This window comes from Nocardia sp. bgisy134, from assembly GCF_965341865.1.
Lineage (GTDB): Bacteria > Actinomycetota > Actinomycetes > Mycobacteriales > Mycobacteriaceae > Nocardia.
In genome coordinates this window covers 12974-37041 of the sequence record NZ_CBDQZP010000005.1, presented here as the reverse complement: position 1 = coordinate 37041, position 24068 = coordinate 12974, and the positions used below count along the sequence as shown (strand labels likewise).

The 24068-nt window shown below is 68.8% G+C and carries 19 protein-coding genes; 12 read left to right on the top strand and 7 right to left on the bottom strand.

Annotated features, from left to right (window positions below; genetic code table 11):
• Window positions 1-3: 3 nt before the first annotated feature.
• From ACRWNM_RS11030 to rraA, 5 genes are all read left to right on the top strand, one after another.
• Window positions 4-933, top strand: coding sequence for a CopD family protein (locus tag ACRWNM_RS11030; RefSeq protein WP_431966250.1), 930 nt, complete (start codon window positions 4-6; stop codon window positions 931-933).
• Between the two features lie 37 nt (window positions 934-970).
• Window positions 971-1426 carry an SRPBCC family protein gene (locus tag ACRWNM_RS11025; protein ID WP_431966248.1) on the top strand — a complete coding sequence of 152 codons (456 nt, stop codon included), beginning with the start codon at window positions 971-973 and terminating at the stop codon, window positions 1424-1426.
• Window positions 1427-1480: 54 nt separating this feature from the next.
• Window positions 1481-1861 carry a DUF5313 family protein gene (locus tag ACRWNM_RS11020; protein WP_431966246.1) on the top strand — a complete coding sequence of 127 codons (381 nt, stop codon included), beginning with the start codon at window positions 1481-1483 and terminating at the stop codon, window positions 1859-1861.
• Between the two features lie 95 nt (window positions 1862-1956).
• Window positions 1957-2322 carry a DUF5313 family protein gene (locus ACRWNM_RS11015; protein WP_431966244.1) on the top strand — a complete coding sequence of 122 codons (366 nt, stop codon included), beginning with the start codon at window positions 1957-1959 and terminating at the stop codon, window positions 2320-2322.
• Window positions 2323-2444: 122 nt separating this feature from the next.
• The gene (gene rraA / locus ACRWNM_RS11010) at window positions 2445-2930 is read left to right on the top strand and encodes a ribonuclease E activity regulator RraA (protein WP_431966242.1); all 486 of its coding nucleotides are present in this window, start codon (window positions 2445-2447) and stop codon (window positions 2928-2930) included.
• A gap of 10 nt (window positions 2931-2940) precedes the next feature.
• On the opposite strand, the gene ACRWNM_RS11005 is transcribed toward rraA, so the two are convergent.
• Window positions 2941-3162 carry an RNA-binding S4 domain-containing protein gene (locus tag ACRWNM_RS11005; protein ID WP_068066219.1) on the bottom strand — a complete coding sequence of 74 codons (222 nt, stop codon included), beginning with the start codon at window positions 3160-3162 and terminating at the stop codon, window positions 2941-2943.
• Window positions 3163-3435: 273 nt separating this feature from the next.
• Between ACRWNM_RS11005 and lysX the strand changes: the two genes are divergently transcribed.
• Together lysX and ACRWNM_RS10995 are read left to right on the top strand one after the other, a co-directional pair.
• A complete protein-coding gene (gene lysX / locus ACRWNM_RS11000) occupies window positions 3436-6759 on the top strand; it encodes a bifunctional lysylphosphatidylglycerol synthetase/lysine--tRNA ligase LysX (protein WP_431966240.1) in 3324 nt (1107 codons plus the stop codon).
• Between the two features lie 133 nt (window positions 6760-6892).
• Window positions 6893-7198, top strand: coding sequence for a hypothetical protein (locus ACRWNM_RS10995; protein ID WP_431966238.1), 306 nt, complete (start codon window positions 6893-6895; stop codon window positions 7196-7198).
• 116 nt (window positions 7199-7314) lie between these two features.
• On the opposite strand, the gene ACRWNM_RS10990 is transcribed toward ACRWNM_RS10995, so the two are convergent.
• Window positions 7315-7884: a Uma2 family endonuclease gene (locus ACRWNM_RS10990; protein ID WP_431966236.1), complete on the bottom strand. Its 570-nt coding sequence runs from the start codon at window positions 7882-7884 to the stop codon at window positions 7315-7317.
• A 173-nt stretch (window positions 7885-8057) separates the two neighbouring features.
• Between ACRWNM_RS10990 and ACRWNM_RS10985 the strand changes: the two genes are divergently transcribed.
• Both ACRWNM_RS10985 and ACRWNM_RS10980 read left to right on the top strand, forming a co-directional pair.
• On the top strand, window positions 8058-8669 hold the full coding sequence (locus ACRWNM_RS10985) for a histidine phosphatase family protein (protein ID WP_431966234.1): 612 nt from the start codon (window positions 8058-8060) through the stop codon (window positions 8667-8669).
• A gap of 163 nt (window positions 8670-8832) precedes the next feature.
• Window positions 8833-9138 carry a hypothetical protein gene (locus tag ACRWNM_RS10980; RefSeq protein ID WP_431966232.1) on the top strand — a complete coding sequence of 102 codons (306 nt, stop codon included), beginning with the start codon at window positions 8833-8835 and terminating at the stop codon, window positions 9136-9138.
• Between the two features lie 64 nt (window positions 9139-9202).
• On the opposite strand, the gene ACRWNM_RS10975 is transcribed toward ACRWNM_RS10980, so the two are convergent.
• The 4 genes from ACRWNM_RS10975 to aroQ all read right to left on the bottom strand — a co-directional run bounded on the left by ACRWNM_RS10975 (window position 9203) and on the right by aroQ (window position 17874).
• A complete protein-coding gene (locus ACRWNM_RS10975; protein WP_431966230.1) occupies window positions 9203-10099 on the bottom strand; it encodes a cutinase family protein in 897 nt (298 codons plus the stop codon).
• Window positions 10100-10401: 302 nt separating this feature from the next.
• Entirely contained in the window at window positions 10402-11871 is a 1470-nt protein-coding gene (locus ACRWNM_RS10970; RefSeq protein WP_431966228.1) for a glutamate synthase subunit beta, read from the bottom strand.
• A gap of 59 nt (window positions 11872-11930) precedes the next feature.
• On the bottom strand, window positions 11931-16577 hold the full coding sequence (gene gltB, locus ACRWNM_RS10965; protein WP_431966226.1) for a glutamate synthase large subunit: 4647 nt from the start codon (window positions 16575-16577) through the stop codon (window positions 11931-11933).
• Between the two features lie 721 nt (window positions 16578-17298).
• Complete coding sequence (gene aroQ / locus ACRWNM_RS10960) at window positions 17299-17874, bottom strand: gamma subclass chorismate mutase AroQ (protein WP_431966224.1); 576 nt, start codon at window positions 17872-17874, stop codon at window positions 17299-17301.
• Window positions 17875-18066: 192 nt separating this feature from the next.
• On the opposite strand from aroQ, the gene ACRWNM_RS10955 reads away from it, so the two are divergent.
• Both ACRWNM_RS10955 and ACRWNM_RS10950 read left to right on the top strand, forming a co-directional pair.
• Window positions 18067-19851, top strand: coding sequence for a DUF4407 domain-containing protein (locus ACRWNM_RS10955; protein WP_431966222.1), 1785 nt, complete (start codon window positions 18067-18069; stop codon window positions 19849-19851).
• A 138-nt stretch (window positions 19852-19989) separates the two neighbouring features.
• The gene (locus ACRWNM_RS10950) at window positions 19990-21543 is read left to right on the top strand and encodes an adenylate/guanylate cyclase domain-containing protein (protein ID WP_431966220.1); all 1554 of its coding nucleotides are present in this window, start codon (window positions 19990-19992) and stop codon (window positions 21541-21543) included.
• Between the two features lie 181 nt (window positions 21544-21724).
• Here ACRWNM_RS10950 and ACRWNM_RS10945 read toward each other — a convergent pair whose 3' ends face one another.
• The gene (locus ACRWNM_RS10945; protein WP_431966218.1) at window positions 21725-23272 is read right to left on the bottom strand and encodes an MFS transporter; all 1548 of its coding nucleotides are present in this window, start codon (window positions 23270-23272) and stop codon (window positions 21725-21727) included.
• A gap of 88 nt (window positions 23273-23360) precedes the next feature.
• Between ACRWNM_RS10945 and ACRWNM_RS10940 the strand changes: the two genes are divergently transcribed.
• Window positions 23361-23906 carry a TetR/AcrR family transcriptional regulator gene (locus ACRWNM_RS10940; protein ID WP_431966216.1) on the top strand — a complete coding sequence of 182 codons (546 nt, stop codon included), beginning with the start codon at window positions 23361-23363 and terminating at the stop codon, window positions 23904-23906.
• Window positions 23907-24068: the final 162 nt, after the last annotated feature.

Sequence of the window (24068 nt, the reverse complement as noted above, 5' to 3'; positions counted from 1 at the left end):
GCGGTGAGCAGCGGGGCGACCGGCGTCCGCGACACGGGAGCGCTGCTGCTGATCGTCCCGGCCGGGCTGCTCGGTGTCGGGTTGGCTTGGCTGCTCACCACGGGATCGGCGCCCGCCGAAGGCGCCGTGCGGGTCATCGCGGACGGTCTGGGCGCGACGGTGCTCGGACTCGCCGCGCTTCCCCGTGTGCACGAACGGCTGGCGCCGCCGTGGCGCATGCTCGCCGCGCTGGCCGGCGCCTGGTGCGTGACCGAGTTCGCGGTGCTCGTCTTCGAGGCGGCCGAGGTGGTCGGCGTTCCCGTGCGACGGCTGGCGGCAGGCCAGTTCGGCACCTTTCTCACCGAGATCAGCGGCGGTCAGGTCGGCATCGCCATCCTGATCGCGACCGCCGCGGTGGCCGGCTATTCGACGCTGGCCTTCCGCGGCGCGGGCACGGCCTCGACCGACCTGGTACTGGTATTCGCCGCCGTGGCGGTGGCGCTGCGCCCGATCACCGGGCACATGTCGCAGCAGGCGTTCGGCTCGGTCCTGGCCGCCGTGCACGCCCTCGCGGCCGGGGCCTGGTTCGGACTGCTGGTCGCGCTGGCGCTGGTGGTCCGCACGCGCGGCGAATGGGCGGCGACACTGCCGCGGTACTCGGCGGTGGCTTTTCCGCTGATCGGCGTGGTCGCGGCGACGGGCGTGGTGAACGGACTCGTCCGGCTCGGCGGTCTGGGCCCGCTGTTCGACACCGGGTACGGCCGCATCCTGCTGGCCAAGACCACGGTGCTCGCGGTGCTGCTCGCGCTCGGCTGGTGGTGGCGGCGCACCTGGGTGCGCCGCGCCGCCGACCATCGGATGGACGCGGCGAGCTCGCTGCGCCGCGCCGTGCTCGAGGTGACCGTCATGGCCGTGGCCTTCGGTTTGGCGGCGACCCTGGCCGTCACAGCGTGATCCGCTACCGCAGGGGAAACCCGTTACAGTGGCCCGCATGACCGAAGTGAAGATCGTCGAAAACTGTGCCGCGACGGCCGAATCCGCGTTCCAGTACGTCAACGATTACCGGAACCTGCCGAGCTTCCTGCATGGCATTCAGTCCTTCACGCCGGTCGGCGAGCAGACCGAGGGCGTCGGCGCCGTCTTCGACGGGCACATGAAGCTCGGTCCGGCCTCGCTGCACTCGCGCGTCGAGGTGATCCGCTGGGAGCAGAACTACGCCATCGGCATCAAGTCGATCAAGGGCTTCGAGATCGTGTCGACCTTCCTGTTCCACCCCAAGAGCGACGCGCTGTGCACCGTCGATGCCATCATCGACTTCCGGGTGCCCGGTGGTCTGGCGGGCAAGGCGCTCGGCAAGACCATCGAGCCGTTCGTGAAGATCGCGGTCAAGCACACGACGGACAATCTCGTGAAGGAGATCGCCGCGTACCACGCCGCCCGCGCCTGACCTCGCGCCGGGCGAAGGGCGGGAAAACCGCGCGGCCAATGGGATGCTGAAACCATGAGCGAGCGCACCACCCCGACCTTCGCCCAGCGGATCGGCTACATCTGGGGCCGCACGCTGCCCCCGGCGATGTCGGAGTGGGTGCGCGCGGACCTGACCGGCCCCGGGGCCACCCGCCGCTACCTGGTGCGCATCCTGGTGCCGATCATCCCGGTGCTGAGCCTGTTCCTGCTCGTCCCCGGCCCGCTGTGGATGGGCTTGGCGATGATGGCGCTGCTCTATCTGCCGCTGATCTATTTCACGGTGGCGCTGATGTACGTCTACCGGCGGCACCGCCTGATCAAACACGGACTCGACCCCGCGCTGGCCGACGCCGACGCCAGGGAGCGGTCCGCCGCGGACCGGCTGGCCTACGAGCGCAAGCACGGCCGCGCCTGACGCCCGCTCGGCGGCCGGAAAACGCATGGTCGGACGGCGGTCGACCGCCGCCGCGACGCTGGCGGTGACTCATCTCACGGGCATAGCCTGTAGACATGAAGAAACCCACATTCGGGCAACGGATCGCCTACGATCTGGGCCGCGAGCTCCCGGAGGAGCTGCACGAGTGGGTCGTCCACGACCTCGTCGGACACGGGGCATCGGAGCGGTACCTCGTCCGCTTCCTCGTGCCGATCATCCCGTTCTTCGCGCTGGTGCTGCTGTTCCCCGGACCGATGCCGCTCAAGATCGGCATGATCGTGATGATGATCGTGCCGCTGATCGTCTTCACGGTGGCGCTGACCTACGTGTGGCGCCGCTTCCGCTTGATCCAGCACGGCCTGAGCCCGGACCTGTTGGACCACGGCCGGATCTCCGACATCGATCGCGAGAAGTACGAACTGCGCTACCGACACCATTGACGCCGGACATCATCCGAACACCGGTGACCGCCCCGGCAAGCCGCCGAGAGCGACAGCGACCGAGCTCACATCGAGCAACCGGCCGCGGCCACCCTTCGGCGCGCCACCCCTAAGCTGACACCGTGACCGAATCAGTGAACATTGCCACCGCCGATCTGGCCGACGAGATCGGCCCCGAGATCCGCAGCTGCGACACGCAGTTCATTCAGTTCGGCGGCCGCGAGGTGTTCTCCGGACGCATCACCACCATCCGCTGCTTCCAGGACAACCTGCTGGTCAAGCAGACGCTGAGCGAACCGGGCAACGGCGCGGTGCTGGTCGTCGACGGCGGCGCGAGCGTGCACACCGCGCTGGTGGGCGACATCATCGCGGGCCGCGGCGTCGACAACGGCTGGGCAGGCGTGATCGTCAACGGCGCCGTCCGCGATTCGGCGATCCTGCGCACCCTCGACATCGGCATCAAGGCGCTGGGCACCAACCCGCGCAAGAGCACCCAGACCGGCAGCGGTGAGCGCGACGTGACGGTCGAGTTCGGCGGCGTCACCTTCGTGCCCGGCGAGGTGCTCTACAGCGACCACGACGGCATCGTGGTGCGCGCCGAATCCTGAACGGCCCCGGCTAGTCCGGGGCGACCCGCGCCTTGTGTCCGGCGAGGGCGACGACGTCGCCGACGTGCAACTGCCGTCCGCGCCGTAGTTCGACCTCGTCGTTCACCCGGACCAGGCCCGCGGCGATCACCGTCTTGGCCTCCGAACCGGAATCGATCAGATTCGCCAATTTCAGGAACTGACCGAGCCGAATGACGTCGTCATCAATCGGCACATCGACTGGATCCGACATGGCGTACATCCTCGCGCCAGGAACCCCGGATCGGCAAACCGCCTGCCAGCACGCACTTAGGCGGAGGCATGCGCCAACCTGAGCCGGGAGAATTCTCGACCACCTCGAGGGCGAGTCTTACGAGCCCGTTCGCTGCCCGTCTCGCGTCCCAGCGGTCGAAGCGCATGCGACATAGTCGCGAGTCTCGGCCGCTGGGACGCGATATATCAGGGGGCCGCGAACACGCCGCGCGAAGGCTCGGCAAACAAACCCGGAAGCGTCCACACTGGATTGGTGACTTTCACGCAAGCCGGTGAGCGTATCGATATCGAGCCACTGGCGGACAGACCGATTCCCCCGGTCCCGCACCGCGGGCACGGCCGGTTCGCCCAGGTCCCGCATATCGCGGGCACTGTGCTCGGCGTCTTCGCGGTGTCGTGCTTTCTGTGGAGCCTCTCGCCGGCGCTGCGATTCCTGACCGAGGTGCCGCGCCGTTACCTCGACGACTACTACTTCGACGCGCCGGACACCAACCTGATGTGGGCGCTGATCGTCGGCCTCTTGGCCGGCGCGATCGCCAGCCGCAAACGGATCGCCTGGTGGTTGCTCGTCGGCTATCTCGCGCTGTTCGCGCTGACCAACGCCGTGGAATTCGTGACCGAAGGCAATATCGACGCGCTCGTCGCGATGATCGTGCAGCTCGGCGTTATCGGCGTGCTGATCGCCTCGTGGCGGGAGTTCTACACCAAGGTGCGCCGCGGTGCGGCCTGGAAGGCGCTCGGCGTCCTGGCAGGCGGGCTGGCGGTGGGCTGTCTGCTCGGCTGGGCCCTGGTCGAGCTGTTCCCCGGCACGCTGCCGCCCGGCGTGCAGCGGCCCGCCTGGGCGGTCTACCGGGTGACCGCGGCGATCCTGGTGGACAACGAGCATTTCGACGGTCACCCGCGTCCGTTCGTCAACTTCCTGCTCGGCCTGTTCGGCGCGATCGCGCTGCTGGCCGCGGTGATCACGCTGCTGCGCTCGCAGCGCGCGGAGAACGCCATGACCGGCCTGGACGAGTCGGCGATCCGAGGGCTGCTCGAGGGCTCGGACGTGGACGATTCGCTCGGCTACTTCGCCACCCGCCGCGACAAGGCGGTGGTCTTCGCGCCGAGCGCGAAGGCCGCCGTCACCTATCGCGTGGAGCTGGGCGTCTGCCTGGCCAGCGGTGATCCGATCGGCATCCGCGAGGCTTGGCCGCAGGCGATCGACGCCTGGCTACGGCTGGCCGACCGATTCGGCTGGACGCCCGCCGTCATGGGGGCCAGCGAACTCGGAGCGACCGCCTACCGCAGGGCCGGGCTCTCCGCGCTGCGCCTCGGCGACGAAGCCATTCTCGACACCAGGAGTTTCTCGCTGGCGGGGCCGGAGCTGAAGCAGGTCCGCCAGGCCGCGAACCGCCTGCGCAAGCACGGCATCTCGGTGCGTATCCGCAGGCACGGTGACATCCCTGCCGAGGAGTTCCCGCAGGTCATCGCCAGGGCCGACGCCTGGCGCGACACCGAGACCGAGCGCGGCTTCTCCATGGCCCTCGGCAGGCTGGGCGATCCGCTGGACGGCGACTGCTTGCTCGTCGAGGCGGTGAATCAGCAGGACCGGGTGCTCAGCATGCTGTCGCTGGTGCCGTGGGGCCGCACGGGGGCGTCGCTGGAGTTGATGCGCCGCGACCCGCAGAGCCCCAACGGCGTGATGGAGCTGATGATCTCGCAGCTGGCGCTGACCTCCGAGCAGCACGCCATCACCAGGGTGTCGCTGAACTTCGCGGTGTTCCGGTCGGTGTTCGAGGAGGGCGGGCGGATCGGCGCGGGCCCGGTGCTGCGGCTCTGGCGCGGAGTACTGCTGTTCTTCTCGCGGTGGTGGCAGCTCGAGGCGCTGTACCGGTCCAATGTGAAATACCAGCCGCACTGGGTGCCGCGCTTCTTCCTGTTCGAGGAGCGCAGGCAGTTGCCGCGGGTCGCGATGGCCAGCGGCTTGGCCGAAGGCTTCCTGCCGCGCTTCGGCAAAGAACCCGAGACCGCGGTGCACACCGGTCTGCACAGCGCGGTGCCCGACACCATCACCGGCCTGCACGCCGACGGCAGCGCGCCGGACATACCGGAAGTCGGTGTCGCCGAACTCCTCGCGCGCCGCCCCGAGCAGGTCCGGGTGCGGATGGACAAGCTGGACCGGCTGGCCGCGGCGGGCATCGACCCGTACCCGATCGCCTATCCCCCGACGCACACCGTGGCCGCGGCCCGGCGCTCACCGCGCGGCACCACGGTCCGGGTGTGCGGCAGGCTGCTGCGCATCCGCGACTACGGCGGGGTGATCTTCGCGGTGCTGCGCGACTGGTCCGACGACATCCAGCTGGTCATCGACCGCGAACGGGTCGGCGCCGAGCGCAGCGCCGAGTTCGGCGAGTACTTCGACCTCGGCGATCTGATCGAGGTGAGCGGCCAGATCGGGCACAGCCGACGCGGCGAACTCTCCCTGCTGGCGGCCGACTGGCGGATGAACGGCAAATGCCTGCACCCGCTGCCGGACAAGTGGAAGGGCCTCGCCGATCCCGAGGCCAAGGTGCGCCAGCGCTACGTCGACATGGCCATCAACCAGGAGACCCGCGAGGTGCTCGCCAGGCGCAGCGCGGTGGTGCGCTCGCTGCGCGACTCGTTGAACTCCTGGGGCTACCTCGAGGTCGAGACGCCGATCCTGCAGCAGGTGCACGGCGGCGCCAACGCGACGCCGTTCATCACCCACATCAATGCCTACGATCTGGACCTCTACCTGCGCATCGCACCCGAGCTATACCTGAAACGACTATGCGTCGGCGGCATGGAGAAGGTGTTCGAGCTGGGCCGCACCTTCCGTAACGAAGGCGTCGACTTCAGCCACAACCCGGAATTCACCATCCTCGAGGCGTACGAGGCGCACAGCGACTACGAGCGCATGATGCACACCGCCCGCCACTTGATCCAGGACGCCGCGATGGCCGCCAACGGCGCCATGGTCGCGATGCGGCCCACCGACGAAGGCGAGTTCGAGGCCGTCGACATCTCCGGCGAGTGGCCGGTGAAGACGGTGCACGGCGCGGTGTCGGAGGCCATCGGGTCCACTATCACCCCGCAGACGTCCGTGGAAGAACTGCGGACGCTGTGCGATGGGGCCGCCATCCCGTACCAGCACGGTTGGGACGCGGGGCAGGTGGTGCTGGAAATGTATGAGCACCTGGTGGAATCGCAGACCCAGGAACCCACCTTCTACATCGACTTCCCCACCTCGGTGTCGCCGCTGACCCGCGCGCACCGCAGCATCCCGGGTGTCACCGAGCGCTGGGATCTGGTGGCGTGGGGTGTCGAACTCGGCACCGCCTACAGCGAACTCACCGATCCGGTCGAGCAGCGGCGCAGGCTCACCGAGCAATCCATGCTCGCGGCGAACGGCGATCCGGAGGCCATGGAGCTGGACGAGGACTTCCTGCAGGCGCTCGAACACGCCATGCCGCCCACCGGAGGTCTCGGCATGGGCGTCGACCGGATCGTCATGCTGATCACGGGCCGCAGCATCCGCGAGACGCTGCCGTTCCCATTGGTGAAGCCGCGCTGAGGATCTCACTATGAGAGATTGCATCGTCGAAGGATTAACGATGATCGAAACCGCCCGATAACCTTTGAGACTCGGCTCCGGGAGGAGGCCGACACCTTCGACGATCGGGATGGGACATATGTACGTTGACCTGTTGACCAATGCCAGCCTGCTGGATCCGTCCGTGTGGGCGAGCCCGGACACCTGGACAACGGCCATGGAATACGCGGCCAAGAAAAAGAAGAAGAGCAACAACGGTCTGCTCTTCGGCGGCCTCTGCTGCCTGCTCGTGGTCGTCGCCATCGGAGTGGGTATCTACCTGCTGCTGAACAAGAAGAAGAAAGACCAGCAGCCGCCGAACGGCCAGCCGCCCTACGGCGCACCGGGTCAGCCGCCGTACGGCCAGCCGGGCCAGCCCCCTTACGGCCAGCCGGGCCAGCCGCCGTACGGCCAGCACTGATCGAGCTCTGACGCGAAAAGCCCGGGCCGCGTACGCGACCCGGGCTTTCGTGTGCTGCGGAATCGGCTCGGTACGCCGTAGGGCGGCGAGTGGGTTCGCCCGCGGACTACATCCGATCAGATCCCGGTCAGGTCGATGTCGATAGGGAACGGAACGCTCAGGCGCAGGCGGTCGTGGTGGATGCCGGTGAGCGCGTATGCCTTTGTCGCGGGGTCGAGTTCGTACACGTAGACGACCGGGTGCCCGTCGCTGTTCTCCACTCGCCAGAAGTGTGCGATACCGGCCTTGGCGTACAGCTGAGGTTTCCGCTCGCGATCCCGGGTTCGGGTTTCGATCGACACGACCTCCACGGCCAGCACGACTTCCTCGGGCCAATAGGTCGTCCTTTCCCTACCGCCCTCGGTGTGCGCACGCACCACCAGCACATCCGGTTCGGGCCGCTGGTCCCGGCCGAGCGTGACCGTCATCGCGTGGCGAACCCGCATGCCGGCAGGCGCGAAGCGACCGAGCATCGATTCGAGCAAGGCGATGACCTGCACGTGAAACTTCGCCTGCGGGCACGCGAAGACGAAGCTCCCGTCGATCAACTCGGTGTGCGGCGGCAGGTCCGGCAGGCGGTCCAGGTCCTCGGCGACGAACCCGCCGGGCGGCGGACGCAACCACTGTGGGAACGGTTCGGCGGTCACGGCGACGAGTATGTCACCGCACTTCGACGCGATGTATCCGAAAAGCACTGCCTGAAGTGAACAACAGAGATGCAGAGCGAAAACCCCGGTCGTCGCCCGCGACCCGGAGCCTTTTCCGCCCGACAACGCCACCTGAACCGGACCTCCGCGGGAGCATGCGGCACAGTGGGTGGGTGCAGTTGATTCTCGTTCGCCATGCTCAGCCGTTTCGGATGCTGAACGCGTCCGGTCCCGCCGATCCCGAGCTGTCCGAGGTGGGGCGGGAGCAGGCGGAGCGCGTGCCGGGGGCGTTGAGCCACCATCGGATCACGCGGGTGCTGAGCAGTCCGCAGCGGCGGGCGCGGGAGACCGCGGCGCCGACGGCGGCCAAGCTGGGGCTGCCGGTGGAGATCGTGGACGATCTGGCCGAATACGATCGCGACCTACCCGCCTACATTCCGATCGAGGACGCCAAGCTGGAGTTCCGCGACGCCTACGAACGGATCAAGGCGGGGTATCTGCCCGAGCAGATCGACGGTCCCGCGTTCGTGCACCGGGTGCGCGAGGCCGCGACGGAGATCGCCGCGAGCACCGATCCCGCCGAGACCGTGGTCGCCTTCGCCCACGGCGGCGTGATCAACGTGCTGCTCCAGGAGGTGCTCGGCCTGCCGCGGCCGCTGACTTTCCCGATCGACTACTGCTCGGTGACCCGAATCCTGTTCTCCCGCACCGGCCGCCGCACCGCCGCGACCGTGAACGAGAACGGGCACGTGTGGGACCTGTTGCCCCGTAACATCGGCCGCTGATCGCGGGAGAGCCCGCCGCCGTTAACATCGGCCGCGGATTCACAGCGAAGCCCGCCGCTCACAGCGGACTACCAGAATCGTCGCACCCCAGTCACAGCGCCGCGCCCTTCGATGGGAGTTCGTGAGTCACCGCGACTCACGCTCTGAGAGAAGGGAGTTCCGAATGTTTTCCAAGACTAAGAACATCCGCCGAGGTGCCCTCCTGGCCGCCGTGGCGGGCGCGATGGTGACGATTCCGCTGGCGGCGACGGCCAGTGCGGAAGCGCCCGCTGCCGACACCGCTCAGCAGGGGACGGAGGGCCTCGTGCTGACCGATGTCAGCTATCCACATCCGGGTGGGAACCACGGGTACCCGGGCCGACCGGGCAACGACAGAACGGATTCCCACGACTCGGACTACTACACCTCGCCGGGTGCCGGGCCACGCGTCCACCAGGAGGGTATCCCGCCGACCACGTCCGGCAACTGATCGGGAGACGACGAAGGCCACCTCCCGCGCCGGAAAGGTGGCCTTCGCTGTGTCTACGAACCGATCAGGCCATGCCCGCGATCCAGTTGTGCATCCAGGAGACCGCGGTCTGCCCGCCGCCGACCGAGTAGCTGCCGTACACGGTGTGCGCCTGCGAGCGGTAGAAACGCTCCAGGTCCTTGGCGCGCTGCTGGTTCGCCGCGTCGGTCAGCTGCGACTGCAGGAGCGGCACGCCGCCGAAGGCCATCAGATCGTTGATGATCGCGCCCGCCTCGATCTGGTAGCGCCAGATGTTGGCCGGGTTGGCGTCCGAGCTCTGGGCGAGGAAGCCGGCGAAACGGGTGACGAAGTCGTCGGTCGCGGTCGCGCAGTACAGGTCGTCGACCGCGCAGATGGTGCGGGTGCGGTCGCTCACCCAGCCGAAGCCGCCGACCCGCGCGCCGCCCGCGCCCGCGCCGGGCGCCACCGGACCGACCTGAGTGTCGGTCGGCGAGCGGCGCGGGTCGGAGATCAGGCCGACGCCCGCGACGCGATCGGGGGAGACCACACTGAGGCCGGTGCCGATCTCGGCCGCGAGATCACCGGCGGCGTCCGCGCCCTGGCTGTAGCCGACCAGCGCGATCTTCGTCGCGCCGCAACGCTGGGCCACGTCGCCGATCAACCCGCGCGCGGCGGTGACCGCCTCTTTCTTCGAGTTGCCGTAGATCTCGCCCTCCCAGGGGAAGGCGGTCGCCGCGTAGGTCACGTAGTCGACGTCGACCGAGCCGGGCAGGCCGCGGGTGACGCCGGCCAGCATGCCGGGCTGCGGCTTCTTGTCGTGACCGGTCTCCCAGGTACCGGGGATGGCCACCACATAGAGGCTGGGGCAGTTGTCCGCCGCCGCGGTCCCACTGCCGAACACCAAGCCCGAGGCGATCGTCGCGGACGCGCCGAGGGCCGCGACAAGCTTCTTCAACTGCATACTGCTCCAGTTCAAACCTGGCCCCGGTGGTGGGGCGCTCCCCGTCGAGTTGCCGCTCACATGCTGAACGCGGCGGATGTCGTTCTCGTGGACGCGAAGTCAACCCGAGCCACCCACCGCGTTAACGCCTGTACGACGTGTACGACGAGCCCGCAGGTCCGCCGCACACCGTTGATCACAATAGGGGTCGCGCGTCCCATTCGCCATTCGGGCTCCGCGAATGTCCGATTTCCGACAGCGAACACACGAAAGCGCCCGTGGACGAGTTGTCCACGGGCGCCTCGTGTTTGCTCAGGCGACGCTCAGCGCTGGGCGACCATCGTCGGGGTGACCGGTGCGGGAAGCGCCGTCTCGCCCTCGAGGAACTGGTCGACCGCGGAGGCCGCGGCGCGGCCTTCGGCGATGGCCCAGACGATCAGCGACTGGCCGCGGCCGATGTCACCGGCGACGAAAACGCCGGGAATGTTGGTGGCCCAGTTCTTGTCGCGCTGGACGTTGCCGCGCTGGTCGTAGCCGACACCGAGATCGGTGAGCAGGCCCGGCTTCTCGGGTCCGACGAAGCCCATGGCCAGCAGCACCAGATCGGCCTCGAGGGTGAAGTCGGTGCCGTCGACCTTCTCGAAGCGGCCGTTGACCATCTTGACCTCGTGCGCCTCCAGGCCGGTGACCTTGCCGTCCTTGCCGACGAAGCGCTCGGTGTTCACGGAGAACACCCGCTCGCCGCCCTCTTCGTGCGCCGAGGAAACCCGGTACATCAGCGGGTAGGTCGGCCACGGGGTGGACGCGGCGCGCTCCTCCGGCGGACGCGGCATGATCTCGAACTGGTGCACCGACTCCGCGCCCTGGCGGTGCGAGGTGCCGAGGCAGTCCGCGCCGGTGTCGCCGCCACCGATGATGACGACCTTCTTGCCCTTGGCGTGGATCGGCGGCAGGCCATCGGCGTCGGTGACGTCGTCGCCGAGCTGCACCCGGTTGGCCCAGGGCAGGAACTCCATCGCCTGGTGGATGCCGTCCAGCTCACGACCCGGGATCGGCAGGTCGCGGGCCAGGGTGGCGCCACCGGCGAGCACGACCGCGTCGTACCGCTCACGCAGCTCCTCGGCGGTGATGTCGACGCCCACGTTCACGCCGGTCTTGAAGATGGTGCCCTCGGCCTCCATCTGCGCGAGACGGCGGTCGATGAAGCGCTTCTCCATCTTGAATTCCGGGATGCCGTAGCGCAGCAGGCCGCCGATGCGATCGGCGCGCTCGAACACGGTCACGGTGTGGCCCGCGCGGGTCAGCTGCTGGGCGGCGGCCAGACCGGCCGGGCCCGAACCGACGACGGCGACCTTCTTGCCGGTGATGCGGGTCGGGTAGACCGGGGTCACCCAGCCCTCGTCGAAGGCGTTCTCGATGAGCTCGACCTCGACCTGCTTGATCGTCACCGGGTCCTGGTTGATGCCGAGGACGCAGGACGCCTCACACGGCGCGGGGCACAGGCGACCGGTGAACTCCGGGAAGTTGTTGGTCGCGTGCAGGCGGTCGATGCCCTCCCGCCACTGGCCCTTGTACACCAGGTCGTTCCACTCGGGAATCAGGTTCCCGAGCGGACAGCCGTTGTGACAGAACGGGATACCGCAGTCCATGCACCGGCTGGCCTGGGTCTTCAGAGTGTCCTGGGAGAACTTCTCCTCGTAGACCTCTTTCCAGTCCATCAGGCGCAGCGGAACCGGACGCCGCTTGGGCAGTTCCCGCGAGGTGTGCTTCAGAAATCCCTGTGGGTCAGCCACGTGCCGCCTCCGTATTCTCGCCTATCGAAGTCGGACTCGGCTTCTGCAAGCGTCGCGCGTTATCCACGTGCGGCCTCCATGATCGCTTCGTCCACGTCCTTGCCGCTCTTCTCAGCTTCGGAGATGGCGAGCAAAACCTTCTTGTATTCGCGCGGCATGACCTTGACGAAGTGGTTCACCTGCTGCGACCAATCGCTCAGGATGCGATCGGCGACAGCCGAACCCGTCTGGTCACGGTGCTCGGTCACGATGTCGTGCAGCCAGGTGAAGTCGTCACCCGCGAGCTGCTCGATCGCGTCGGTCTGTTCCGGGTTGACCCGCGCGGCGAACGTGCCTTCCGGGTCGTAGACGAACGCGACACCGCCGGACATACCGGCGCCGAAGTTGCGTCCGGTCTCGCCGAGGATGACCACCCGGCCACCGGTCATGTACTCGAGGCCGTGGTCGCCCACGCCCTCGACCACCGCGGTGGCGCCCGAGTTGCGCACGGCGAAACGCTCGCCGACCACGCCGCTGATGAACGCCTTGCCGCTGGTGGCGCCGAACAGGATCACGTTGCCCGCGATGATGTTCTGGTCGGCGACGAAGTCCGACGGCGCGCTCTGCGACGGGCGCACGACGATGTGACCGCCCGAAAGGCCCTTGCCGACATAGTCGTTCGCGTCACCCTGCACCCGCAGCGTGATGCCCGCCGGCACGAAGGCGCCGAAGCTGTTGCCCGCGGAACCGGTGAACGTGATGTCGATGGTGTCGTCCGGCAGGCCGGTGCCGCCGTACAGCTTGGTCACCTCGTGGCCGAGCATGGTCCCGACCGTGCGGTTCACGTTCGTGATCTTGGTCTCGAACTTCACCGCCTGGCCGCGCTCCAGCGCGTCCCGGCTCTGCGTGATCAGCTGCTGGTCCAGCGCCTTGTCCAGGCCGTGGTCCTGCGACTTGGTGCAGCGGCGGTCCTGGTACATGAACGCCGTCTCGACGTCGTCCAGGATCGGCGACAGGTCGAGCTTGCTGGCCTTCCAGTGCTCCTTGGCCTTGGCGGTGTCGAGCATGTCGACCCGGCCGATGGCCTCGTCCAGCGTGCGGAAGCCGAGCGACGCCAGCAGTTCGCGGACCTCTTCGGCGATGAACAGGAAGAAGTTCTCGACGAATTCCGCCTTGCCGGTGAAGCGTTCGCGCAGCACCGGGTTCTGCGTGGCGACACCGACGGGGCAGGTGTCGAGGTGGCAGACGCGCATCATGATGCAGCCCGAGACCACCAGCGGAGCGGTCGCGAAGCCGTACTCCTCGGCGCCGAGCAGCGCGGCGATCACGACGTCGCGGCCGGTCTTCATCTGACCGTCGACCTGCACCACGATGCGATCGCGCAGACCGTTCAGCAGCAGCGTCTGCTGGGTCTCGGCGAGGCCGAGCTCCCAGGGACCGCCCGCGTGCTTGAGCGAGGTCAGCGGGGACGCGCCGGTGCCGCCGTCGTGGCCGGAGATCAGCACGACGTCCGCGTGCGCCTTCGACACACCCGCGGCGACGGTGCCGACGCCGGGCTCCGCGACAAGTTTCACGTGAATCCGCGCCTGCGGGTTCGCGTTCTTCAGGTCGTGGATCAGCTGCGCCAGGTCCTCGATCGAGTAGATGTCGTGGTGCGGCGGCGGCGAGATCAGGCCGACGCCCGGCGTCGAGTGCCGCACCTCGGCGACCCACGGGTACACCTTGTGCGCGGGCAGCTGGCCGCCCTCGCCCGGCTTGGCGCCCTGGGCCATCTTGATCTGGATGTCGGTGCAGTTGGTCAGGTAGTGCGCGGTGACGCCGAAGCGACCCGAGGCCACCTGCTTGATCGCCGAACGACGCCAGTCGCCGTTCTCCTCGACCTCGAAGCGGGCCGGGTGCTCGCCGCCCTCACCGGAGTTCGAGCGGCCGCCGAGCCGGTTCATCGCGATCGCGAGGGTCTCGTGCGCCTCGGCCGAGATGGAGCCGTAGCTCATCGCGCCGGTGGAGAACCGCTTCACGATCTCCGAGGCGGGCTCGACCTCGTCGATCGAGATCGGCGCGCGCTGACCGGACTTGAACTTGAACAGGCCGCGCAGCGAGGCCAGTCGCTCGGACTGGTCGTCGACCAGCTTGGTGTACTCCTTGAAGATCGAGTACTGGCCCGAGCGGGTCGCGTGCTGCAGCTTGAAGACGGTGTCCGGGTTGAACAGGTGGTATTCGCCCTCGCGACGCCACTGGTACTCGCCGCCCACCTCGAGCTCGCGGTGCGCGCGCTCGTTGCGGTTCTCCAGGAACGCCACCCGGTGCCGCGCCGCCACGTCGTCGGCGATCTCGTCCAGGCCGATGCCGTCCAGGTGCGAGCGCAGGCCGGTGAAGTACTCGTTCACCAGTTCCTGCGACAGGCCGATCACCTGGAACAGCTGCGCGCCGTTGTAGGAGGCCAGGGTGGAGATGCCCATCTTGGACATCACCTTCAGCACGCCCTTGCCCGCCGCCTTGTTGTAGTTGGCGACGGCCTTGCGGTAGTCGGCCTCCAGGCTGCCGGTGCCGAGGTCGAGCGCGCCGCGCTCCAGCATGTCCTCGATCGTCTCGAAGGCCATGTACGGGTTGATCGCGGCCGCGCCGAAGCCGACCAGCATGGCCATGTGGTGCACCTCGCGGGCGTCACCGGCCTCCACGATCAGGCCGACCTTGGTGCGGGTGCGCTCGCGCACCAGGTGGTGGTGCACCGAGGAGGTCAGCAGCAGCGACGGGATCGGCGCCAGCTTCTCGTTGGATTCGCGGTCGGAGAGCACGATGATCCGCGCTCCACCGTCGATGGCCGCCGAGACCTGGGTGTTGATGGCTTCGAGCGCCTTGCGCAGGCCCTTGCCACCCTTCTTCACCGGGTACAGACCGCGCACGACCACCGAACGCAGCTCGGGACGCGAGCCGTCGTCGTTGATGTGCACGAGCTTGGCCAGCTCGTCGTTGTCCAGGATCGGCTGCTCGATGGCGATCTGCTTGCACGACTCGGGGCCGGGGTGCATCAGATCGGCCTCGGGACCGATGTTGCGCTTGAGGCTGGTGACGACCTCTTCCCGGATCGCGTCCAGCGGCGGGTTGGTCACCTGCGCGAACAGCTGCGAGAAGTAGTCGAACAGCAGGCGCGGGCGCGCCGAGAGCACCGCGATCGGGGTGTCGGTGCCCATCGAGCCGAGCGCCTCGAGGCCGGACTTGGCCATCGGCGAGATCAGCAGGTTCAGCTCTTCGTTGGTGTATCCGAAGATCTGCTGACGGATCAGCACGCGGTCGTGCGACATGTGCACGTGCGGACGGTCCGGCAGATCCGCCAGGCGGGTCACGCCCTCGTCCAGCCACTGCTGGTACGGGTGCTCGGCGGCGAGCTCGGTCTTGAACTCGTCGTCGGTGACGATGCGGCCCTTGGAGGTGTCCACCAGGAACATGCGGCCCGGCTGCAGGCGGGCCTTCTTGACGACCTTGGACTGGTCGATGTCGAGCACGCCGACCTCGGAGGCCATCACGACGAGGCCGTCCTCGGTGACCCAGATCCGGCTCGGACGCAGGCCGTTGCGGTCGAGTACGGCGCCGATCACGGTGCCGTCGGTGAAGCACACCGATGCGGGGCCGTCCCACGGCTCCATCAGCATCGAGTGGTACTCGTAGAACGCCCGCCGCTGCGGGTCCATGTTCTCGTTGCGTTCCCAGGCCTCGGGAATCATCATCAGCACGGCGTGGGGCAGGCTGCGGCCGCCGAGGTGCAGCAGTTCCAGCACCTCGTCGAAGCGGGCCGTGTCGCTCGCCCCCGGGGTACAGACGGGGAAGATCTTCTCCAAGCGGTTCTTGCCCGCGGAGTCGGTCCCGAACACGTCGCTGTTCAGCAGCGCCTCACGGGCGCGCATCCAGTTCTCGTTGCCGGTGACGGTGTTGATCTCACCGTTGTGCGCCACCCGGCGGAACGGGTGCGCGAGCGGCCACGACGGGAAGGTGTTCGTGGAGAACCGGGAGTGCACGATGCCGAGGGAGGACTCCACCCGGCCGTCCTGCAGGTCCAGATAGAAGGCGCGCAGCTGGGGCGTGGTGAACATGCCCTTGTAGACGAAGGTCTGGCCGGACAGGCTCGGGAAGTACACCGACTCCTTGCCGACGGCGCCCTGGCCCGCGCCCGCCGAGCCGAGCTCGTGCTCGACGCGCTTGCGGATGACGTAGGCGCGACGCTCCAGGTCCATGCCGGACAGCTGCTCGGCGGCGCCCTGCGGGGACGCGATGAAGATCTGACGGAAGGTCGGCATGGCGTCGCGCGACAGCGCGCCGAGCGACGACTCGTCGATCGGCACCTCGCGCCAGCCGAGAACCTCGAGGCCCTCTTCCTTGACGATCTTCTCCACGCCGTAGGCGGCGCGCGCGGCCTCGCGGCGAGCCTGCGGCAGGAAGGCGATGCCGGACGCGTAGGACCCTTCGGCGGGCAGCTCGAAGTCCACGATCGCGCGGAAGAAACGGTCCGGGATCTGGATCAGGATGCCCGCGCCGTCGCCGGAGTTCGGCTCGGCGCCCGCAGCACCACGGTGCTCCAGGTTCAACAGTGCCGTAATAGCCTTGTCCACGATGTCGCGGCTGCGGCGGCCGTGCATATCGACGACGAATGCGACGCCGCAAGCGTCGTGTTCGTTCGCCGGGTCGTAGAGACCGATGGGTCCAGGTGACCTGTGGCCAGGAAGTTGCGTCATGCCTCTGCCTTCAAGAAAGTGGCCTTCGATGAAAAACGGCCTTTCGTCGAACGCCTCCGTCAAGACTGCGCCCGTACGTTCCGAAGCCAGCCGCGCTGATGGTCTTCGGCGTGCAGTCACGTCTCCAGTTGTCCACCCGCGATGGATAAGTGGGTGCTCGTAGGTAACGGAACGCTTACGTGTTCCTTACCTCCGCGCGGGTGTTCACCCGCTACTCTGGGCACCTGCTTGGTGAGCCCGAGCGGGCGATGGTTGCCGAGCTTTTCGTGTTCGGCGTAAGAGCAAACGATAAGTCAGGTCCGGGGCCCAACCAACTTAGGTAGCACTAATAACCTGGTCTAGCTGGGCTTCTTCATACGGTCCTCCACGTGTGCGCGTCGTCCAGTGTAAAGCAGCGAATGGACCTGGATCGATCCCCCGGCACCCGGTGCCGAGTGGTGGACACGGCCCACCGCGCGACCGCCCCGCGAGGCCGAACAACCCCGAGAACAGGCGCTCACCTGCATCGAAGATGATTTCCCCTGCCCGGAGGACGGCAAACCACTTGTGCTGCGGCTAACTCGCGCGCGACCTCGATGAGATATTTACGACAGGGGTGTGACAAGCCTCAGGAGGTATCCGACCGTCCGGATTCTTTTGCGCTTTGTGCTTTACAGCACATTTTCAGCAAACAAGATCAGTGGTCTTGAACACACCGCGCCGGACGCTCGGCGACCGTCGCTCAGCACAGTGCGGAAGCGGCCCGGATCAGCGCCAGCCGATGCAGCGGATCCATGGCCTCGAGCAGGGCGAACACGCCGTGCGACAGCCGTTCCATGCAGTCCGGCGCGGCCAGTTCGGCCCGGTGCTCGGCAAGTTGGTCGATGATCGCCGCGTTCAGCCGATCGATCGTCGGACGCACGTCGGTCAGATCCGGTGGCGTACTCGGGGCGCCCGCGGGGTCGAACCGCCAGCGCGTGATCAGGCCGTATTGCACCGTCTTACTGGCCTCGATCTGGCCGAAAAACACCCGCCTGACCCAGTTTTCGGGCAGCCCCTTGGCCACGCCGAGGCGCGCCATCGCGTCGTAGACCTCCGCCTCGCGGGCCGGGTCGTCGATGGTCGGCGCCGATCCGTCGCGCGCGGCGTCGGCCCACTTGGCGGCGGCGACGGCGTCGGCGGTGTCGAGACGCTCGGCGATCAGGACGACGAGCCGGTCGAGTGACCTGTCCATCGGCTCGCCGGGAACCGGCCGAGCGCTACCCGCGGCCCACACGAGCAGCACCGCCGACAGCAGTGCCGCCGCGAGTGCGCGCATACTCCCGCCCGTTCGCTGGACAACGAATCACCCAGTCAGGTTAGGCGAAACCGCCGCCTTCGCTGTGAGCCTTGCCACATCCACTGGGCCGTACTCGGTGTGTCGGGCTACTGCCTGTCACGCTGGGACAACGAATCTGTGACAGTTTCGCCAAGCTGCCATACGACTGGGACGTAGAGGATGTGAGATCCCATGACCGTCACCGGCTTGTTCACCTGGCTCGGCGGAGGTCAGACCGGTGAACTCACCGAACGCCACGAACGCGCCAGCTACGCCGTCACCGGTGCGGCGGTCGCACTGTTCGCGCTGGTAGCGGGGGTCGTGACGACCCTGGCGCTGGCTGTGACCGACGGCTGGCCGCTGTTCGCCATCGTGCCGGTCGCGCTGATCGTCGCGCTGCTCGCGGGCACCGTCGGCCGCGCGCTCGCCACCGCGCGGCCCGGCCGCATGCCCGACCGGCTCGGGTTGGCCGGGCGCATCGCGGTGGCGATCCTCGCGGGCGTGCTGCTGGGCGAACTGGCGAGCACGGCGTTGTTCGGCGGTTCGGTGAACCGCGTACTCGACGAAAAGGCCCACGCCGCCGTCGAATCCGCACCCGCGGTGGCCGCCGCCCGCGCCGACCTCGACCGGGCGCGCGCCGACCGCACCGCGCTGGATCAGACCATCGCCGCCGCGCAGGCGGATATCGACCGCGCACTGGTGATCGCGCGGTGCGAATTCAATCCGACCCCGGAATGCCCGCAGACCCGGATCACCGGCGTGCCAGGCCGGGGACCGGAATCCCAGACCGCCAACGAGATGCTCGACGACGCCCGCCACCGGCTCGCTGCGGCGCAGGACCGGGCGGCCGCGCTGGACCAGCGCCTGCCCGAGGCCGAAAGGGCAACGGCCGCAGCCCGATCCGCCGCCTTCACGGACGGTGATCGGGGGCTGGGCGCGCGCTGGGTCGCGATGAACGACCACACCGCGGCGACCGGCGGCGCGCTGCTGCTGCGGCTGGCGAGCCTGATCTCCTTCGTGCTGCTCGCCCTGCTGCCGCTGCTGCTGCGCTGGTGGCGCGGAGAGACCTCGTTCGACCGGCACGCCGCCGCCCGCGCCGTGGTCGACCGCGCCGAACGCGAAGCCGACGCGGCCATCGCGGTCAAGCAGGCCGAGGTGCGCGCGGAGGCCGAGCAGATGCGCGCCGAACAGCAGCTCACCGCCGCCCGGCTCGCCGTGGAGGCCGACACCGCCATCGACAGGGAGCGCCAGCGCACCCGGATCATCGCGGCCATCGGCGGGCTGGAGATCGGCATCTCCGAACCGCGTGGCCTCGACAAGCCGAGGCACCCCGAACTGCCAGCCGCACCGGCTGCCGATCGAAAGGACAGTTCCGTGTCTCAGGACGGGATCGTGACACCGAACCTGCCCGCGACCGTCGGCGCGGCTCCGCTCGCACCGATCACGGGCGCGGGCGCGCTCGCCCCGGTCGCGCCGAGAACCGAGGAGCCCAAGGGCGGCGGCCTGGAATTGCCGATCATCGGCACCGTGCCGTTCACCGATACCGCGGCACGCTGGATCCGGCCGCTGGTGCCCTCATTCGTCGCCAACGCGATCGACACCGCGACGCACCCGCTGCGCACCGCGCGGCAGGCGTTCGAGGAGGTGGAGGAGATCACCTTCACGCTGCGCCGCACCAGGAAGGTGACGGTGGACTCGCAGGATTCGCACGCACCGGCCCAGCCGCAGGCGGTCACGCCGCAGGCCGGCTACCAGCTGCCGCCCGGCTCGCCGGAGGCCTGGCACGCGCACCGCATCGCCTCGACCGTGGTCGACGCGCCGCACCCGGCGGCGCACGATCCGCGGTACGCCGCGCTCCACCAGGGATACGGGCCGTACTACGGACTGCCGCCCGTGGCGCACCACGACGAGCTGACCGCGCGCGAGCAGCGGGAACTGCCGGGCTCCGGCCGACGGGAGCTTCCTCCCGGCCGCTGATCGAGCGATCGGCCGCGCGGTCCGGGCGATGTCGCGCCGTTCGTGCGGAGACCCGATCCTGCCGAGCGCGCACTGGCCTGCATCCCGTCCGCCAGAGATCTCCGAGTGGGTTCGCGCGCGGCGTTCTACTCTGCACGCATGCCGGTGGTGGGTGAGGTGTCGACGCGGACCGCGCCGTGGGGTTCGCGGCTGCTCGGGTCAGCGCAGGAATCCTCGCGGATGCGCCGGCTGCGAATTCAGCTGCTGCTGACGGTGCCGCTGCTCCTCGCCAACGTCACAGGCATGGTCGTCTCGATCGCGCTCGGCGGGTTCGTGCTGCCCGGCCCCTCGGTGTTCACCCGCGACCTGCTGCTGCTCGACGTGATCGCCGCACCCGTCTACGCCGGGCTGGCGATGGCCTTCGGCATGGGGTGGGGCACGACGCGCGGACTGCGCGCCCTGCGCTGGGCGACCGATCTCGATCACGTCCCCACCGAGGCCGAACAGGCGGCCGCGGCCGCCGTGCCCCGGTCGCTGGTGGTGCAGCAGGGTCTGCTGTGGTTCGGCGGGCTCGTCCTGCTCACGACGCTGTACGGATTGGCGGATCCGGAACTGATCCCGAAGGTCGCGTTCGCCGTCGGCATCAGCGCGATCGTGGTGTGCGCGAACAGCTATCTGATCATCGAGTTCGCGCTGCGACCGGTGACGACGCGGGTGCTCGAGGCCGCGCCCGCCCATCGCCGCCGCGGCATCGGCGTCTTCGGGCGCTCGCTGCTGGCCTGGATGCTCGGCTCCGGCGTGCCGGTGGCCGGACTGATGGTGATCGCCGTGCTCGCGCTGGGCCGTTCGGACGTGAGCGCCGAGCGCTTGGCCGTGTGCGTGCTCGCGCTCGGCGGCGCCACGCTGGTGTTCGGCCTGCTGCTGATGACCCAGACCCTGGCCGCCACCGTGGCGCCGATCCGCGGGGTGCGCCAGGCGATGCGCCAGGTGGAGAAGGGCGATCTGGACATCCGGCTCGCGGTGTACGACGGCACCGAATTGGGCGAGCTGCAAAGCGGTTTCAACCACATGGTGCAGGGGTTGCGGGAGCGCGAACAGATCCGCGACCTGTTCGGCAGGCACGTCGGCCAGGACGTCGCGGACGCCGCGCTGGCCGCCGAGCCGGAGCTGGGCGGCGTGGAAACCGACGCGGCGGCACTGTTCATCGACATCATCGGCTCGACGACGATCACCGCGACCCGATCCGCCACCGAGACCGTCGCGCTACTGAACCGCTTCTTCGGGCTCGTGGTGGACGAGGTCGAGCGCTGCGGCGGGCTGCTCAACAAGTTCGAGGGCGACGCGGCGCTCGCGGTCTTCGGCACCCCCACTCCCCTGCCCGACGCGGCGGGCGCGGCCCTGTCCTGCGCCCGCGCCATCCGCGTGCGTCTCGGCGAAATCCCGGAGCTCACCGCGAGTCTCGGCGTGGCGGCGGGACGCGTGGTCGCGGGCAATGTCGGCGCGCACCAGCGCTACGAATTCACCGTCATCGGCGACGCGGTCAACGAGGCCGCGCGGCTGTGCGAACTCGCCAAACAGGATTCGGGGCTGCTGCTGGCGTCCGGGTCGACCGTCGCCGCCGCGGACGCGGGCGAGGGCGAGCACTGGCAGCTGGGCGAGTCGGTCACCCTGCGCGGCCGCATCGCACCGACCACCCTGGCACGGCCACGCTGAAACCGACGGCGCCACAGCGCTTCCTGATCGGAACTCGGGAAGACGCGCCGCCTCGTGACGCCGACCACCCACCCGCACTGAAGGCCGGGTCTCCCTGTCGCACCGAGCACGGCCCTGCTGAAGTGATCACACGACGAACGCGACGGACTCGCACCCACCAGGGGTGCGAGTCCTCGCTGCATCACGAACGCGCCGCGCGCAGGCGGAACGCCACCCAGGCGGCGATCAGCAGCACCGACGCGGTGCCGAGCGCGGCCAGGTGGATGCCGGAGACGAAGGCCTCGTGCACCGAGACCAGGAAGGTCTCGGCCGCGGCCTCCGGGAGCTGACGGGCGAATTCGGTGGCGGCGCCGAGGGATTCGGACGCGGGACCAGCCGACTCCGCGGGCAACTCGGACACGTCGAGACCGTTGCGGAAGATCGCCATGACCACGCTGCCGAGCAGCGCGACGCCGAGCGCGATGCCGGTCTCGTAGGCGGTCTCGGAGACCGCCGCCGCCGCGCCCGCTCGCTCCGCCGGGGCGGAGCTGATCACCAGGTCCGACGACACCGTCAGCGCCACACCGACGCCCGCGCCGATGCCGAGGAACCCGAGGACGAACAGCACCGTGCTGGTCGCGGCGTCGGGGCTGAGCCAGCGGAACAGCACCGCGCCGAGGGCCGCCGTCACCAGCGCGCCCGCCAGCACCGCGCCCGGCCGCCAGCGCCGCAGCAGCCAGGCGGCCGCGAGCGAGGCGGCCACGCTGGCCACCAGCCCCGGCAGCAACAGCAGACCGGCCTGCATCGGTGACCTGCCGAGCACCAGCTGCAGATACTGCGAGCCGAAGAACAGCACGCCCGCCAACGCGAACACCGCGAGCAGGTTGGTCACCACCGCGGTGCGGAACCTGGGCAGCGCGAACAGCTTCAGGTCCAGCATCGGGTGCGCGAGCCTGCGCTGCCTGCGCACGAAAAGCACGCCCGCGAGCACACCCACCGCGCCGACGGCGACCAGCGCCGCGCTCGGACCGTGCGCCGCGGCTTCCTTCACCGCGTACACGAGCGGCACGAGGGCCAGCATCGACAGCACCGCGCTCGGCAGATCGAAGCGGCCCGGATTCGGGTCGCGTGATTCCGGGATCAGCACCGGACCCAGCGCTACGAGCACCAGCATGACCGGCAGGTTCACCAGGAACACCGAACCCCACCAGTAGTGCTCGAGCAGCCAGCCGCCGAGCAGCGGACCGGCCGCCGCGCCGCCACCGGCCATCGCGCTCCACACCGCGATCGCGACGGTGCGCTGACGCGGATCGAGGAACATCGACCGGATCAGGCCGAGGGTCGCGGGCATCAACGTCGCGCCGGCGACGCCTTGCAGCACGCGCGCCGCGATGAGCATGTGCGGCGAGACCGCCCATGCCGCGACAGCGGAGGCGAGGCCGAAGCCGACCGCGCCGATGAGCAGCAACCTGCGCCGCCCGATCCGGTCGCCGAGATTGCCCATCACCACGAGCAGACCGGCGAGCACGAACGAGTACACGTCGATGATCCACAGCAGCTGCGGGGTGGTCGGTGCGAGGTCGGCGCTGATGGCGGGCACCGCGAGGTCCAGAACGGTGGCGTCTACCGCGAGCAGCAGCAGGGCGAGGGCGAGTACGGCGAGGCCCGCCCACTCGCGCGCGGTGGCGCGCGGCGGGGCGGGCGTGGTTGTCGACGCGGCGGTGGCCGCGGTTGAGGTCTGGGCGTTCATCGACTTTCTCGACTTTCGTCGTCAGGTTCATTTACCGTCCAGACGGTACAGTACAGCACCTTACCGTCCAGCCGGTATAGTTCCTCGCGTGACGGCAAACACCCGCGACCGGATCCTGGACGCACTGGAGACGTTGCTGCTGGACAAAGGCATGTCCCAGGTGACGCTGGAGAACGTGGCCGCCGCGGCGGGCGTCTCCAAAGGCGGGCTGCTCTATCACTTCAAGAGCAAGGACTCGCTGCTCGCGGGCTTGGTCCGCCGAGTCGGCGAACGGGCCACCCAGCAGCTCACCGACGCGCGAGCCAAAGGCATTTCCGCGACGGAGTGGTATCTCCAAACCCCCAACCAGGACAACGCCGCTGATGCCGTGGAACTCGAGCTCTACCGCTCGCTGCTCGCCACCATGCGCACCATCGACGCCAATTCCGGTCCCGACCTCGACAATGTCCAGCGGGCGCTGACCGAACTCATGACCTCCTGGTCCGACAGCCTGGACGCCGAGATCGACGACCCGGTGCGCGCCGACATCATCCGGCTCGTCGGCGACGGGGTGTACCTGCGGGCGCTGCTCGGCATCCCGCCGATCGACCCGGAGCGCTACCGCCATGTGGTCGCTCGTCTGCTGGAACGCTGACGCGAACCTGATAGCGGGCTCGGTGCCGCTGTACCCAATGGTGTGACAGCCTCGGGGCCTGCGTGATTACGCTGCGCTGCCTCCTCCAGCCCTGACGCCCGGCCGCGGTGCCCATTAGACTCGGCCGCGTGTTACCAGCCGCTGACCCGGCCGGTGCCGTTG